Origin of the sequence: Mycobacterium colombiense (assembly GCF_001672755.1) — a bacterium.
Lineage (GTDB): Bacteria > Actinomycetota > Actinomycetes > Mycobacteriales > Mycobacteriaceae > Mycobacterium > Mycobacterium colombiense_C.
Map to the genome: position 1 here is coordinate 1 of NZ_LZKI01000034.1, position 15118 is coordinate 15118.

General features: G+C 68.4%; 15 protein-coding genes. 8 read left to right on the plus strand and 7 right to left on the minus strand.

Going from position 1 to position 15118, the window contains the following annotated elements; all coding sequences use genetic code 11:
* Positions 1 to 1172 (minus strand): septum formation family protein (locus A5708_RS04285; protein ID WP_065027435.1); only part of this gene is annotated, 1172 nt, incomplete at its 3' end.
* 112 nt (positions 1173 to 1284) lie between these two features.
* Here A5708_RS04285 and serS point away from each other — a divergent pair.
* Positions 1285 to 2544, plus strand: a complete 1260-nt coding sequence (serS, locus tag A5708_RS04290) for a serine--tRNA ligase (protein ID WP_065027436.1) — start codon at positions 1285 to 1287, stop codon at positions 2542 to 2544.
* On the opposite strand, the gene A5708_RS04295 is transcribed toward serS, so the two are convergent.
* A complete protein-coding gene (locus A5708_RS04295) occupies positions 2541 to 3290 on the minus strand; it encodes an AraC family transcriptional regulator (RefSeq protein WP_065027437.1) in 750 nt (249 codons plus the stop codon). The genes serS and A5708_RS04295 overlap by 4 nt on opposite strands.
* A 79-nt stretch (positions 3291 to 3369) precedes the next feature.
* Here A5708_RS04295 and A5708_RS04300 point away from each other — a divergent pair, with 79 nt between their 5' ends.
* Positions 3370 to 3942: a class I SAM-dependent methyltransferase gene (locus tag A5708_RS04300; RefSeq protein WP_065027438.1), complete on the plus strand. Its 573-nt coding sequence runs from the start codon at positions 3370 to 3372 to the stop codon at positions 3940 to 3942.
* Here the strand turns inward: A5708_RS04300 and A5708_RS04305 are convergent.
* Entirely contained in the window at positions 3939 to 4418 is a 480-nt protein-coding gene (locus tag A5708_RS04305) for a DUF2834 domain-containing protein (RefSeq protein ID WP_065027439.1), read from the minus strand. The two genes, A5708_RS04300 and A5708_RS04305, sit on opposite strands and share 4 nt — an antisense overlap.
* 72 nt (positions 4419 to 4490) lie before the next feature.
* Here A5708_RS04305 and A5708_RS04310 point away from each other — a divergent pair, with 72 nt between their 5' ends.
* Both A5708_RS04310 and A5708_RS04315 read left to right on the plus strand, forming a co-directional pair.
* Positions 4491 to 5138 carry a TetR/AcrR family transcriptional regulator gene (locus A5708_RS04310; RefSeq protein WP_065027440.1) on the plus strand — a complete coding sequence of 216 codons (648 nt, stop codon included), beginning with the start codon at positions 4491 to 4493 and terminating at the stop codon, positions 5136 to 5138.
* 48 nt (positions 5139 to 5186) lie between these two features.
* Positions 5187 to 6749 carry a phytoene desaturase family protein gene (locus tag A5708_RS04315; protein WP_065027441.1) on the plus strand — a complete coding sequence of 521 codons (1563 nt, stop codon included), beginning with the start codon at positions 5187 to 5189 and terminating at the stop codon, positions 6747 to 6749.
* A gap of 10 nt (positions 6750 to 6759) precedes the next feature.
* Here A5708_RS04315 and A5708_RS04320 read toward each other — a convergent pair whose 3' ends face one another.
* Positions 6760 to 7101, minus strand: coding sequence for a hypothetical protein (locus A5708_RS04320; RefSeq protein WP_065027442.1), 342 nt, complete (start codon positions 7099 to 7101; stop codon positions 6760 to 6762).
* Entirely contained in the window at positions 7098 to 8648 is a 1551-nt protein-coding gene (locus A5708_RS04325) for an MBL fold metallo-hydrolase (protein WP_065027443.1), read from the minus strand. Before A5708_RS04325 ends, A5708_RS04320 begins: the two co-directional genes overlap by 4 nt.
* A gap of 200 nt (positions 8649 to 8848) precedes the next feature.
* Between A5708_RS04325 and A5708_RS04330 the strand changes: the two genes are divergently transcribed.
* Genes A5708_RS04330 through A5708_RS04345 form a run of 4 tightly spaced genes read left to right on the plus strand, consistent with a single transcriptional unit; the run spans position 8849 to position 12028 of the window.
* Entirely contained in the window at positions 8849 to 9616 is a 768-nt protein-coding gene (locus A5708_RS04330; RefSeq protein WP_065027444.1) for a lysophospholipid acyltransferase family protein, read from the plus strand.
* Positions 9617 to 9622: 6 nt separating this feature from the next.
* The gene (locus tag A5708_RS04335) at positions 9623 to 10378 is read left to right on the plus strand and encodes a lysophospholipid acyltransferase family protein (protein ID WP_065027445.1); all 756 of its coding nucleotides are present in this window, start codon (positions 9623 to 9625) and stop codon (positions 10376 to 10378) included.
* A 14-nt stretch (positions 10379 to 10392) separates the two neighbouring features.
* Positions 10393 to 11178, plus strand: a complete 786-nt coding sequence (locus tag A5708_RS04340; RefSeq protein WP_065027446.1) for a lysophospholipid acyltransferase family protein — start codon at positions 10393 to 10395, stop codon at positions 11176 to 11178.
* 34 nt (positions 11179 to 11212) lie between these two features.
* Positions 11213 to 12028: a Cof-type HAD-IIB family hydrolase gene (locus A5708_RS04345; RefSeq protein ID WP_065027447.1), complete on the plus strand. Its 816-nt coding sequence runs from the start codon at positions 11213 to 11215 to the stop codon at positions 12026 to 12028.
* Positions 12029 to 12035: 7 nt separating this feature from the next.
* Here A5708_RS04345 and A5708_RS04350 read toward each other — a convergent pair whose 3' ends face one another.
* Together A5708_RS04350 and A5708_RS27375 are read right to left on the minus strand one after the other, a co-directional pair.
* Positions 12036 to 13709, minus strand: a complete 1674-nt coding sequence (locus A5708_RS04350) for an LGFP repeat-containing protein (RefSeq protein ID WP_196772528.1) — start codon at positions 13707 to 13709, stop codon at positions 12036 to 12038.
* Positions 13710 to 13838: 129 nt separating this feature from the next.
* Positions 13839 to 14867 carry a PirG gene (locus A5708_RS27375; RefSeq protein WP_231117810.1) on the minus strand — a complete coding sequence of 343 codons (1029 nt, stop codon included), beginning with the start codon at positions 14865 to 14867 and terminating at the stop codon, positions 13839 to 13841.
* Positions 14868 to 15118 lie beyond the last annotated feature (251 nt).

The window sequence follows — 15118 nt, forward strand, 5'->3', positions numbered from 1 at the left end:
CCGGCACCCGAGCCGGACTGGCTGGACGGCGACTGCGCCGGCGCCTGCAGGGGAATCGGCGGCATGGTGAGCCGCTCTTCGGGAATGTCGGGCGGCGCCACCGGCGGTTGGCCGTTGATCAGCAGCTGACCCTTGGCGCTGTTCAGCAGGGTGGCCCAACCGCCATTGCCCAGCGTCGCGCCGATGCTGCAGGCCACCTCGCGGCTGCCCGCCGTCCAACTGGCCAGCGGCACCGTCGGGTAGATCAGCGTCAGGGTGGTGGTGCGCAGCTTGACCGGCGCCAGGTACGCGTCGGTCATCTTGGTGCACGAATCCTTGATGAAGCCGTCCTGGTCGGGCTCGGCGGGCAGGGCCCCGGGGAACTTCTCGGCCAGGTTGACCGTGCCGGTGACCTCCATCGCGTGCGGCGCCGCGCAGTCGACCGGCGCGTCGGTCGGCTGGTTGGTCGCCGAGTCGATGCCCAGGCACGTGCCGGCCGGCCACACCTTGGACTGGTCGACGTCGGCGACCTTGCCCTTGAACGCCTGCTGCTGATTGTTCATGCCGGGCAGCTGCAGGCCGCACAGCATGCGGCGATCGCCGGACTGGCGCCAGGCCCGGTCACCGGGCCACAGCAGGCTGACGGTGAACCGGCTGTTCGGATCGAACTTGGCGCCGAGGTAATTGCGGACGGCGGCCTCGCACTGCTCCTGGGTGATCTGCTGGATGCGGGCGGGCGTCGGGGGTGCGGCGTTGGGCCCGTACTCCGAGCCCGGGAACGTCCGCATGTCAATGGATTCGGCGACCTCGAACTTGTGGTCGTCGCCGCAGTTGACGATCCTGGCCGACTCCGGGGTGGTGTCCGGCCACATCAGGCACTCGCCGGGGGAGGCCCGGTTGAAGGCGGCGTCGCTCTTGGTGCCGGTGCTGCGCACCGGGCTGCTGTCGAGGAACCGCCCCGACGCGCCGCCGCCTACCGGGATGGCGGTGACCAGCCCGGCGATCAACAGGCCGCCGAGCGCGGTCAGCAGCAGCGCGCGCCGGGTCGCCCGGGCCTGCAGGCTGCGCGGCCAACCGAAGGCGGACTGCTGCTGACCGGACGACTCATCGGTCGAGGCGGCGGACGACTCGACCACCCGGCCTTCCCGGGCTTCCGAAAGTTCCTTCTCGGGCGCTTGCGACATCCGCTCCATTCTGACAGCAGCACCTGAGACGCGTGACAAAAGTTACTGATGTGAGTCCTGCGGTCAGCAGGGGTGGATGCGCCGCCAGCCGGTGGGGTGCGGTGAAAGTAGTCTCAGGGCCGTGATCGACCTGAAGCAGCTCCGGGAAGACCCCGACGTCGTGCGCCGCTCCCAGCTCAGTCGTGGCGAGGACCCGTCGCTGGTAGATGCCCTGCTGACCGCCGACGCAGCCCGCCGGGCCGCGATCTCGTCGGCGGATTCGCTGCGGGCCGAGCAGAAGGCCGCCAGCAAGAGCGTGGGGGCGGCGTCCCCCGAGGAGCGTCCGGCCAAGCTCGCGCGCGCCAAGGAACTGGCCGAGCAGGTGAAGGTCGCCGAAACCGCCCAGGCCGACGCGGAGACGGCGTTCACCGCGGCACACATGGCGATCTCCAACGTCGTCATCGACGGCGTGCCCGCGGGAGGGCAGGACGACTTCGCCGTCCTCGACATGGTCGGCGAGCCCGCGGCGATCGCCAACCCGAAGGACCACCTGGAGCTCGGCGAATCGCTCGGGCTCATCGACATGCAGCGCGGGGCCAAGGTGTCCGGGTCGCGGTTCTACTTCCTGACCGGCAAGGGTGCGCTGCTCCAGCTGGGCCTGTTGCAGCTGGCGTTGCGGCTGGCCGTTGAAAACGGCTTCATCCCGATGATTCCGCCGGTGCTGGTGCGCCCGGAGGTGATGGCCGGCACCGGATTCCTGGGCGCGCACGCCGAGGAGGTCTACCGGGTGGAGGCCGACGACCTGTACCTGGTGGGCACCTCGGAGGTGCCGCTGGCTGGCTACCACTCCGACGAGATCCTGGACCTGTCCGGCGGGCCGCTGCGGTACGCGGGATGGTCGTCGTGCTTCCGCCGCGAGGCCGGCAGCTACGGCAAGGACACCCGCGGCATCATCAGGGTGCATCAGTTCGACAAGGTCGAGGGCTTCGTCTACTGCAGACCCGCCGACGCGGAGGCCGAACACCAGCGGCTGCTGGGTTGGCAGCGCGAGATGCTGGCCCGCATCGAGGTGCCGTACCGGGTGATCGACGTCGCCGCGGGCGATCTCGGCTCGTCGGCCGCGCGCAAATTCGATTGTGAGGCTTGGGTTCCGACCCAGGGTGCCTATCGCGAGCTGACGTCGACGTCGAACTGCACCACGTTCCAGGCCCGCCGGCTGGCCACCCGGTATCGCGACGAGGCCGGCAAACCGCAGACCGCCGCCACGCTCAACGGCACGCTGGGCACCACACGGTGGCTGGTGGCGATCCTGGAGAATCACCAGCAGCCCGACGGCAGCGTGCGGGTGCCCGAGGCGCTGGTGCCGTTCGTGGGCGCCGAAGTGCTGGAGCCCGCCCGCTAGAACGCCTTACCGGTCAGCTGGCCGGGAGTGTGCCCGAACGCTCGCCGATAGCTGTCGATGAAGGCACTCGGTGTGGCCCAACCACATTCGGCCGCCACCGACGTGACATCGCGTCGCTCGGCGAGCAGCACGAGGGCGTGTTGCAGCCGGACCTGAGTGCGCCACTGCGGGAACGTCATGGCCAGCTCGTCGCTGAACAGTCGGCTCAGCGTGCGCTGGCCGACGCCGACCCGGTTGCCAATCTGCTGCAGCGTCAACGACTCTCGCAGGTTGTCGGCGATCAACGCGCAGGCTTGACGCAGCCGGCCGTCGACGGGGGTGGGAATCCACAGCGGCTCCCCGACGCCGGTCGCCGGTAACTGATCGTGCAGCACGGCCAGCATCCGGTGATGCTCGTCGGTATCGGTGCCGTCGGTTTGCGAACACGCGATGATCAGCTCGCGCATCAACGGATTGACCGCCAGCACGGCGGGCGCCGCGGGGCCGTTGGTGTAGCGGCCGGGGTCCAGCGCGACGCCGTGAAATCGCGTGGTGCCGTGGAACTTGTGTTCGTGCCAGCAGCCCGCCGGTATCCAGATGGCACGATTCGCCGGCGTGATCCACGTGCCCGCCGGGGTCGTCACCGAGACCGCGCCCGTTGACGGGTAGACGATCTGGTGCAGGGGATGCCGGTGCCGTTCGATCTGCGCTCCCGGCGGCAACGTCTGCGACGACGTCGCCGGCCCGTGGTGGCTGAATTCCGACATATCTAGGCAGGGTATCGGAAGTCCGCAGTACCGGCGGCGGCATAGCGTTGTGGTTGACCCACAGGAAGGCGGGATCACGATGGCGATGAATCTCCTGCACCGACGCCGGTGCAGCTCGGCGGCCTGGGAAAGGTCGGTGGCCGATGAGCTGTTGCCCTGGGCGCTGCGCGACGTCGAATTGGGCGCGCGCACTTTGGAGATCGGTCCCGGCTACGGTGCGACGTTGCGCGCCCTGCTGGCGCGCGCGGCGTCGCTCACCGCGGTCGAAGTGGACGCCGCGATGGCCGATCGCCTGCAGCGTCTTTATGGCGACCGGGCGCGCATCATCCACGGCGACGGCGGCGAAACCGGGTTGCCCGCAGACGATTTCACCTCTGTGGTGTGCTTTACGATGCTGCACCACGTTCCGCGCCCCGAGTTGCAGGACCGCCTGTTCGCCGAGGCGTTCCGGGTGCTGCAGCCCGGAGGGGTGTTCGCCGGCAGCGACGGCGTTCCGTCATGGGCGTTTCGGCTGATTCACATCGCCGACACCTACAACCCGATCGCGCCGAGCGACCTCCCCGGGCGGCTTCGGGCCGCGGGATTCGCCGACGTACACACCGACGTCCGGGGCGGTCGGCAGAAGTGGCGGGCCACCAAGCCGCTGGGCTAGGCGTTGACCGGCGCGCGGTCCCGCTCGTGCCGGCGCTGACGTTCCATCGTCGCGAAGTAGAACGCGAACGGGAACGCAAAGCTGGTGAAGAAGCTGGACAGGAAGAACAGCCACGGGCGCCGAATGCCGCGGCGGAGGCCGTCGACGATGGTAAAGACCGGCATCAGAATGACATTGGCGATCATGTAGTCCTGATTGCCCGAGCCGCACGCCGGGGTGGCGAATTGTCCTTTGATGAATTCTGGATAGCTGGCCGGGCCGGAGATCAGGTTTCCCTGCCCGTGCGCCGCGAGCACGAAGTGGACGTTGAACCAATAGCCCAGTGCGATCGAAGCGATGCCCGCGGCGTAGTAGACGCATTCCAGCGGTGACAACCACGGTCCGCCTTCGGGTTTGGCGTAGATCTTCTTGTTCGACGCGATGAGCCCGGCGATGCAGGCCAGCCCGAGCGCAAAGTGAATGATGATGGATGACATTGGCGCAGTCTCGCCCTGATGCCGAAGTTTTGTCAATAATGACATATCAAGTTCTTGGGGTACCTTCTTCCCATGGTCAGGCCCGCACAGACGGCGCGCAGCGAGCGCACTCGCGAAGCGTTGCGGCAGGCCGCCCTGGTGCGATTCCTGGCCCAGGGCGTCGAAGACACGTCGGCCGAGCAGATCGCCGCCGACGCCGGGGTGTCGCTGCGGACGTTCTACCGCCACTTCAGCTCCAAGCACGATCTGCTGTTCGCCGACTACACCGGGCTGCACTGGTTTCGCGCGGCCCTGGATGCCAGGCCGGCCGACGAAGCGATCATCGATTCGGTGCAGTCGGCGATCTTCGCGTTCCCCTATGACGTGGACGCGGTGGCCAAAATCGCTGCCCTGCGCCACGACGAACTCGACCCCGGCCGCATCGTCCGGCACATCCGGGAGGTCCAGGCCGATTTCGCCGACGCCATTGGCGCGCAGCTGCAACGGCGCAGCCGCGGGGCCAACCGCGCCGCGGATCCGACGGCGGACCGACGGGTGCGTACCGCGGTCACCGCGAGATGCATTGCGGCCGCGGTGTTCGGCGCGATGGAGGTCTGGATGGAGGGCGACGAGCGGTCGCTGGGCGAACTCGCGCGGCTGTGCCATGCGGCGCTGGAGTCGCTGCGGGCGGGGATCACCGACACCTGGGTCACGGCAACCGCCCGTGAAGTTTCGTCATAATTGACAAAACTTTGACGTCGTGCGAGCCTCCATTCCGGAGGGCAGGACATGACTGATTACGACGCGATAGTTATCGGCGCGGGCCACAACGGGCTGACCGCGGCCGTGCTGCTGCAGAAGGCCGGGCTGCGGACCGTGTGCCTGGACCCCAAGCTCTACGCCGGCGGCATGGCCTCCACCGTCGAGCTTTTCGACGGGTACCAGTTCGAGATCGCCGGCTCGGTGCAATTCCCGACGTCCCAGGTGGTGGTCGACGAGCTGGGCCTGGACACGATTCCGACGCTCGACCTGGACGTGATGTCGGTGGCCGTGCGCGGCGTCGGCGACGATCCGCTGGTGCAGTACAGCGACCCCATCAAGCTGTTCACCCACCTCAACGAGGTGCACGGCGCGGACGCCGTCAACGGCATGGCGGGGCTGATGGCCTGGAGTCAGGGGCCGACCCGCGCGCTGGGCCGGTTCGAAGCCGGAACACCACCCAAGAGCATCGACGAGATGTACGCCTGTGCGACAAACGAATTCGAGCGCTCGGCGATCGACGACATGTTGTTCGGCTCGGTCACCGACGTGTTGGACCGCTACCTGCCGGACCGCGAGAAGTTCGGCGCGATCCGCGGCTCGATGACCGTGCTGGCCGTCAACACGCTCTACCGGGGCCCGTCCACGCCCGGCAGCGCCGCCGCGCTCGCCTTCGGCCTCGGCGTGCCCGACGGCGACACCATGCAGATGAAGAAGCTGCGCGGTGGCATCGGCGCACTCACCTCGCACCTGTGCGACGTGCTGCAGAGCCATGGCGGCGAACTTCGCTTGCGTACCAAGGTGACCGAGATCCTGGTCGCCGACGGACGGGTGACCGGGGTACGCACCGAGGCGGGCGAGACGCTGAACGCCCCGATCGTGGTCTCCGGCATCGCACCGGATGTCACGCTCAACGAGATGATCGATCCCGCCGCGCTACCCGCCGACATCCGGGAACGCTATGCGCGCATCGACCACCGCGGCAGCTACCTGCAGATGCACTTCGCGCTCGAGGAGGCGCCCGTCTTCGCCGCGCCCTACGAGGCACTCAACGAACCGGCCATGCAGGCCTCGATCGGCCTGTTCTGCACACCGGAGGAAGTCCAGCAGCAATGGGAGGACGCGCGGCGCGGAATCGTCCCGGCCGACCCGACCGTCGTGCTGCAGATCCCGTCGCAGAACGACCCGGACCTGGCGCCGGAGGGAAAGCACGCCGCGTCGGCCTTCGCGCTGTTCTTTCCGATCGAGGGCGACGTGGATTACGGGCAGGCCAAGGTCGAAATGGGCCAGCGGGTGATCGACAAGATCACCAGGCTCGCCCCGAATTTCGAACGCAGCATCATCAGGCACACCACCTTCACGCCCAGGCATATGGGCGTGATGTTCGGCGCCCCCGGCGGCGACTACTGCCACGGCCTGTTGAATGCGAACCAGATCGGGCCCAACCGGCCCGGCCCGCGGGGATTCCTCGGCCAGCCGATCCCGATCGAGGGCCTGTATCTGGGCAGCGCCGGCTGTCACGGCGGCCCGGGGATCACCTTCATCCCCGGCTACAACGCGGCGCGCCAAGCACTCGCCGACCTGGGCCGGTAGAGCGCGCGTCCTAGCCGCGCCGGCTGAGCAGTTCGTCCAACAGGGCGGTGAACTCGTCGGGGCGCACCGGGGTGAATGCCGGGGAGGGTCGCGTGCCCGGCACGTCCAGCGTGATCAGCTTCGACTTGAAGGGCCTGCTGATGTCCAGCGGCAGCCACCGGCGAAAGTCCGAGCTGCCCCATATCCGGAACCGGTGGGTGAAGAGCCCCAGGTCTTCGGCTTTGTACCCACGGATCGCATCGAGTGTGATCACCTTCGCCGTGCCCGAAGGAAAGTGGTAGCGGCGCAACGTGATCGCCGCGCGGTCCAGCTGGACCAGGCCATCATCGTAGGAGCCGTAGGAGTCGCTCACGCCCGCGAACTCCGCAGCTGGTGACCCTTCGCGGTCAGGCAGCGCCCGTCGTCCAGTCGCCACTGCCAGCCATGCAGGTTGCAGGTCAGCGTGTTTCCCTCGACCACACCGAATTTCGACAGGTCGGCCTTGAGGTGCGGGCAGCGGCGCTGAATCTCCCAGCCGTCCAGCGTGACCGAGGCCGAGTCGTCGTGGGTCTCGGCGAACCAGCCGTCGGCGTAGGCGATCCGTTCGTCGGTCAGGCACTTGAAGAACGTGTAGAGGTACTCGTTGTAGCCGCCGACTCGCCAGGCCCTGAATCGGGTCGACAGAAAGATGGTGTTGACCCAGTCCGGCTCGCCGTCGCGCAGCACGGTGCGGACCAACTCCGGTGCTATCGCGAACCCGTAGCGAACCTTCTCATCCGGAATCCGTTCCCGCACAGCTCGTTTCGGGAAGTCAAGGATCACGGTCTCCGGTCCGAGCACCAGCTCGACGGGATAGCCGATCCCGTCACAGATCTCGTCGCTTTGCGACATGATCGGCTCGAACAGGGCGCGCAGCGGTTCCAGCAGTGGCTCCCCGGTCGCCGGCGCCCAGCCGGCCCGCTGCGCGGCGACGACCGGTGCCATCCGTTCGGCGTACTCCGCGATGTAGTCGGCCTTACCCGTGGTGAAGATGGCCTCGACCTCGTCCGTGGGCAGCGGATGGGTCAGTGAATTCAGGGTGGAGCCGGTGAAGTCGGCGGTCGACCCGGGCATCATCAGCAGCCCGCCGTCGTTGCCGTGCGTGCGCATCTGGTCCAGGAAGACCATCTGGTCCGGGAAGATGTTGGCCGGATCCGCGTGGTCGTCGTTGAGGTCGCGCAGCTCCGGATCCAGGAAGCAGGGCGGGCCCGCCGAGGGAACCACCCACGTCGCCCCGACCTGGGCGAGGTACTGGCGGGCGCGGTCCATCTGCCGTTGCCGCTTCTGGACACCGAAGGACTCCTTGGCGCGGGCCGGCATGTCGTAGACCATCGGATACCAGATGGCCCCCGAGTACTGGAGCATGTGCACGTCGATGTGCCCGAACTCGGACGCCAGCACGTCCAGGTCCACCGGCCGGGCGTCATTCATGTTGAAAACCGTTGTCGCGCCGTCGGAAACCAGCAGCGCCGAATCACCGATCGGGCCGTCGGCCGGCGCCCGCAGGGCGATGATCATGACGTCGAGGTCGCCCTTCGGACCGCCGATCCGGTGCTTGACCGAGTTGCTGGTCTCGAAGAACCGGTGAAAACCCAGCTTCTCCAACTCATTTCGCAGGTCGGGCACCGGGAAGTCCGGCAGCAACACCACCGCGTCCTTGTTGACGTGCTCGGCCAGGTTCTTCGCGTCGAAGTGGTCCTTGTGCAGGTGCGAGATATACAGGTAGTCGCAGTCACCCAGGTCGTCCCAGTCCAGCGTGCTGTTGTCCGGGAACGGGAACCACGACGCGAAGTAGGCGGGATTGACCCACGGGTCGCACAGGATGCTGCCCGCTTGGGTCTGGATCAGAAATCCGGCGTGGCCGACGCTGGTGACCTGCACTGATACCTTCCTGGGGCCGGTTAAAGCCTGCTGCGGCCTCGGCCGGGGATGACGGCTTTTCAGCCCCCGAGCTTAGCGCGGGCCTGCACCATCGGCCCGTCACCGCCGTCCGGTGACGGCGCGCGGCCACCCGGCCCGCCCACCCCGGGATTTCCGGCTGTTAGGGCGGCGCCCGGCCGGGAGCATTAGGCTGAACTGCTGTGGAACCGGTTTACGGGACTGTCATTCAGCTCGCCCGCCTGGTGTGGCGTGTCCAGGGTCTGAAGATCACCATCACGGGCGTGGAGAACCTGCCGAAAAGCGGCGGTGCGGTGATCGCGATCAACCACACCGGCTACCTGGACTTCACCTTCGCCGGCCTGCCTGCGTACAAGCAGGGCCTGGGCCGCAAGGTGCGGTTCATGGCCAAGCAGGAGGTTTTCGACCACAAGTTCACCGGGCCGATCATGCGCAGCCTGCGGCACATCTCGGTGAATCGGCAAGACGGCGCCGCCTCCTTCGAGGCCGCCGTCCGGCACCTGAAGGACGGCGAGCTGGTCGGCGTCTACCCCGAGGCCACGATCAGCCGCAGCTTCGAGATCAAGGAATTCAAGTCGGGGGCCGCGCGCATGGCCGTGGAGGCCGGGGTGCCGATCGTTCCGCACATCGTCTGGGGTGCCCAGCGGATCTGGACCAAGGACCACCCGAAGAAGCTGTGGCGTCCGAAGGTTCCGATCACGGTGCTGGTCGGCGAACCGATCGAGCCGACGCTGGGCATCGAGGAACTGAAGGGGCTGCTGCATTCGCGCATGCAGCATCTGCTGGAGCGCGCCCAGGAGATGTATGGGCCGCACCCGGCCGGCGAGTTCTGGGTGCCCCACCGGTTGGGTGGAGGCGCTCCGTCGCTGGCGCAGGCGGCCCAGCTGGAGGCCGAGGAGGCGGCCGCCCGGGCGGCCCGCCGGGCCCGGTCCGCAGGGGCGTCGGAGTAGTGACCGATGGTGGAGCCGACCTTCCGCGCTTTGGAGCTTCTGGCTCAACTGGCGGTCAAGGCCACCGGCACCACAATCACCTATCGGGGTGAGGAGCAGATCCCCGAGCGGGGCGGCGCGGTGGTGGCGATCAACCACACCAGCTATGTCGACTTCCTGCCGGCCGCGCTGGCCGTACACCGCCGGGGACGCCGGCTGCGGTTCATGATCAAAGCCGAGATGCAGCAGGTCAGGCCGGTCAATTTCCTGATCAAGCACACCCGGACCATCCCGGTCGACCGCGGCGCCGGGGCGGGCGCCTATGCGATCGCGGTGCAGCGGCTGCGCGAAGGTGAGTTGGTCGGGGTGTACCCGGAAGCCACGATCAGCCGCAGCTTCGAGCTCAAGGAGTTCAAGACCGGCGCGGCCCGGATGGCCATCGAAGCCGAGGTCCCGATCGTGCCGGTGATCGTGTGGGGAGCGCAGCGAATCTGGACCAAGGATCACCCGCGGAATGTGGGCCGCGCCAAAATACCCATTACTGTGCAGGTAGGCGCGCCGATACCGGCGCGCGAAGACATCGCGCAGACCGACGTTGCCCTGCGCGACTCGATGACCACCTTGCTGCACCGGGCGCAACAGCACTATCCCGGCGAGCCCGGGACGTACTGGATGCCGCACCGGCTGGGCGGCGGAGCGCCAACCCTGGCGGAAGCCGCCCGCATGGAGGCCACCGAGGCGGCGGCCCGCTCGGCGAAAAGGACCGAGCGCCCGTCGCAGTAGGCGAAGGAGAAGACATGCCCGAGGGGTTCTACCGGTTGGCGGAGTGGATCGTCCCGCCGATGGTCGCGATGCAGGGGACCAAGTTCACCTACCGCGGGCTGGAGAACATTCCGGAGCGCGGCGGCGCCCTGCTGGCCCAGAACCACACCAGCTACCTGGACTGGCTTCCGACGCTGATGGCAGTCCGTGAGCGCAAGCGGCGCGCGTACTTCATGATCAAGGCGGAGATGGCCGACGTGAAGGCGGTCAACTACGTCATCAATCACGCCCGGCTGATCCCGGTGGATCGCCGGTCGGGACACGACGCCCTCGATGTGGCCGTGCAGCGCATGCGCGAGGGTGAGCTGATCGGGATGCACCCCGAGGCGACCATCAGTCGCAGTTTCGAGCTGCGCGAGTTCAAGACCGGGGCGGCGCGCATGGCGCTGGACGCCCAGGTGCCGATCGTTCCGATCGTCGTGTGGGGCGCTCACCGGATCTGGCCCAAGGACCACCCGAAGAAGGTGTTTCGCAACAAGGTGCCGATCACCGTGGCGGCGGGTCGGCCGTTGCCGTCGCGGGGCACGCCCGAGGAACTCAACCTGCTGCTGCGTTCGGCGATGAACGACCTGCTGTATTCGGTGCAGGAGGAATATCCGCACCCGAAAGACGAATTCTGGGTACCGCGCCGGCTGGGCGGCAGCGCACCCACCCAGGAGGATTCCCGGGCCCTGCGGTTGTCGGAGTTGCAGGAGCGGTTGCAGAAGTATGGAACCGACGGCGTGACGCGACCCGGCCAGAACCAGAGCGGGCGGCATTGAGCGGTCCGGCCGGCCGCCGGGGCGGGTGGTTCCGATGACCCTGCCGGCGCTCATCGCCTGCGACGTCGACGGCACCCTGTTCGACGACGACGAGACGATCTCACCGCGCACCCGCGACGCGATCCGCGCCGCGGTGGCCGCAGGCGCGCAGTTCGTAGTGGCGACCGGCCGTCCGCCGCGCTGGATCCGGCCCGTCGTCGATGCACTGGGTTTCGCGCCAGTCTCGGTGTGCGCCAACGGTGCCGTCATCTATGACGCCGCGACCGACCGGGTGCTGTCGACCCGCACGCTGCCCGTCGACACCCTTGCCGAGCTGGCGGAGCTGGCGACCCGCGTCATCCCCGGTGCGGGGCTGGCCGTCGAGCGCATCGGCGAAAGCGCCCACGACACGGCGACGCCCCAGTTCGTCAGCTCGCCGGGCTACGAGCATGCCTGGCTGAACCCGGATAACACCGAGGTGTCGATCCAGGATCTGCTCAGCGCCCCGGCCATCAAGCTGCTCATTCGCCGCTCCGGGGCCCGCAGCGCCGACATGGCGGCCGAACTGGCCAAGCACGTCGGCATCGAGGGCGACATCACCTACTCCACCAACAACGGCCTGATCGAGATCGTGCCGCTGGGCACCAGCAAGGCCACCGGCATCGAGGAGATTGCCCGGCCGCTGGAGATCGCCCGCGAGGAGGTGGTGGCGTTCGGCGACATGCCCAACGACCTGCCGATGCTGCGCTGGGCGGGGCACGGCGTGGCGATGGGCAATGCCCATCCGGACGTGCAGGCGGCCGCCGACGAGGTCACCACCGCGAACAACGACGACGGGGTGGGCCGGGTGCTGGAACGCTGGTGGCTTTAGCCGTCGGTCACGTCGGGGTGGGGTGCGACGGCAGTGAGAAGTGCTCGGCCGGAACCGTTGGGCCGCTTGGTAATTCGGTCGTCAGCGGAACCGTGATCCCGTCCACGACCTCGGTGACGTTTCCGGTCAGCCGCTCGTAGTTCAGCGTGCCGTGCTGGAAGTTCTGCGTAATCTGCAGCGGCTCTTGAATTTCCGCGCTGGTCGGCAAGCCGAGCGGGCCGCGTTCGTAGCTCTCGGAGCCCCAGGCGTCGTAGATGGCTCCGGTGACCGGCTGGGCGCCGGTCTCGGGTGACCAGTACATCGCGCCCCGGGCGAACGTGACGAAGCGGGCGTCGCCTTCCGCGCTGTCCTCCGGGGAGGTCGGCGAGCCCAGCACGCTGCCCATCCCGCCGATCGCCTGCCAGTGGTCATAGATGGCACCGCCCTGCAGCGCCTTGAGCAGTTCTTCCGGCGGATCGTTGACATGCGATGCGATGTCACGCATTTCGTCCATCAGCGCGTAGGCCGCGTTGCCCGGGCAATCGGTGTTCCCGACGTCGCGGTGGGTGAAGATGGTCGGCAGCGTCGCGATGGAGCCGGCGGGGAAGGTGGTGTAGTGGCTGCCGGCCGACTCCAGTTGCACCGTGCCCTTGGGGTCGACGCCGTCCAGGCCCAGACGCCAGCCGAGCAGTCGGCCCACGGTCCTGAGCTGGATCGGCGTGGGGGGCACGTCGTCGAAGTTGCCGATCATCGCCACGCCCCAGGTGTTGCGGTTGAATCCGCCGGTGTGGAAGGCCTCGACCGCCTTGGTGAGCCCGCCCGCGCTGCCCTCGAATACCTGGCCGTACTTGTCGACCAGCGCGTTGTAGGCGATGTCGCACCAGCCCAGCGTCTTGCTGTGATAGGTGTAGATGGCCTTGACGATGCCGGCCGATTCCAGCGGCGAATAGTCGTTGCTACCCGCGGTGTGGTGCACGACCGCCGCGCGAATCCCGTTGTCGTACTGCGGGCTACCGCAGCGCAGCGACTCGTCGGCGCCCCACTGCGCGCGGCTGATGATGGGCGGAGCCTGGCCGGGCATCAACACCCCGGCCGGTGGTGTCCAATGCGTTTCGGCCGGCGCTTGCGGTGGGGAGATGAGGACGGCCGAGATGTTCTGGCCGAAGGGCTGTTCCCTGGATGCCGGCTTGTAGCCCAGGTCGGTCTTCTCGCTCGCCGGCGCCGGCGGCGCCTGGGTCACCGCCGCGTCGAGCGGACGGGTGACCGCGATCTGGACGGTCGTGGTGGTGCCGACGAACACCGGATCGGTGCCGCGGGGCCCCTCGGCCGCCGCGCCGGCATGGTCGGGTCCCGCGGACTCGTCGCCGCCCGCTCGGGACGCCGGATCGGGTGCCGCGGTCTCGTACTCGGTCTGATACCAGGGGCCCCACGAGCCGTCGGGGCGCTTCGCGCGCACGCGGGTCGACGTGCCGGCCAGGTCGCCGGTCAGAGCGACCAGAGAAAACGGGGTGGCCTGACTGATTTCGCGAACCGTGACGCCCGCGCCCAGCCCGACCAGCGGTTGCTCGACGAGTTGGGTGCCGCGTGACGGCGGCGCGCCCGCGGTGCCGCGGTCGCGTGTCGTGTCCGCCACCCACGAGACGAGGACGACGGTCGCCGCCATGGCGGTGAGCAACATCGTCGGCGCGCGACTGCGAGACACCAGCCGATGTTACGTGTGTTTCTAATGTTATCTATGGGACGACACGAACTGAGCACCGGCGAATCTGCACAAAATCGACGGCACCGCAGATGATTCTGCGGTGCCGTCTTGTGGAGGGTTTGTAAAGGACTAGACCGGGGGCAGTGTCGGTACCGCACCGGCGGCCGCCGGCAACGCACCGGCCGCACCCGCGGCGGCGGGAAGAGCGCCCGCGGCGGCACCCGGGAGGGCACCGGCGGCACCAGGCAGGGCACCCGCGGCGCCCGGCAGGGCACCGGCCGCACCCGGCAGGGCACCGGCGGCACCCGGCAGGGCTCCGGCGGCACCCGCGCCGCCGTGCATGCCCTGCGTGATGGCCGGCATGACCAGGCCCTTGAGCAGGTCGATCGCCTGGCCCGCACCCAGCTGGTTGGCGGCTTGCATCACGTCGTTGACCAGGCCGCCGCTGGCACCACCGGTGCCCGAACCGCCGCCCAGGCCGGTACCGCCGCCGATCGGCGAAGCGTTACCGAAGGTCGACGGGTCGCCCAGGATCGGGTAGGTGCCACCGGCGCCCGGGTCCAGCCCGGCTCCGGAGTCGATCGGCACCTCGCTCGGCGACATCGCCGGGCCGCCGAGGCCCGGAGTGACCCCGGCCGGGCTGGTCAGCCCGGGGTTGGACAGTGCCGGGTTGAGCCCGGCACCCGGGGTCGCGACACCGCCACCGGGGGTGGTCGGCAACGCGCCGGGCGCGGTCAGCCCGGGCGTCATGGGTGCCATACCGGGGCTCGTCATACCCGGGCTTGTCAGGCCGGGGCTCGTCAGGCCGGGGCTGGTCACGCCCGGATTGGTCAGGCCCGTCGTGCCCAGCCCGGGAGTCCCGAGGCCCGGAGTGCCCAGACCGGGGCTGGCGAGACCCGGCGTGCCGGTCGCACCCCCGTTCAAGGCGGGTATCGGGGGCATGTTGATCCCGAATTGCGACAGGCCCTGCGACAGCGCGCCCATCAGCTCGCCGGGCAGGTCGCTCATCACCGCGGCCTGCTTGAACTCGTGGTGCTCGGGCGCCTTGTTGCCGGCGGTCGATTCGTAGACAAGGAAGTACGCGCAAGGACTCGCCACTGCCAGGGCGGCAACCGCGCTCATGGCTGTTGAGAGCTTGCGTCGGCGTCGGTTCGGCACGGAAGTCTCCTCTATCTGACTATGTGTTGTGTCGGCGCGTCCCACCGCTCCTAACTGGTGGGAATCACACAAGGTCGATGGTACGAGTGGTGAACCTGTTACTAGAGTGGTGATATTGAATCGTGAGGCAATTGCGACCACGACTGTGATCGCGGAGCCTGGGCGCCCCAACGGGCGTCGTCACAGGGCGAACGCCCCTGCATGGCCTCGCCAAATGGGTTAGGGCCACGCGGTCGGATACCCTAAGCAAC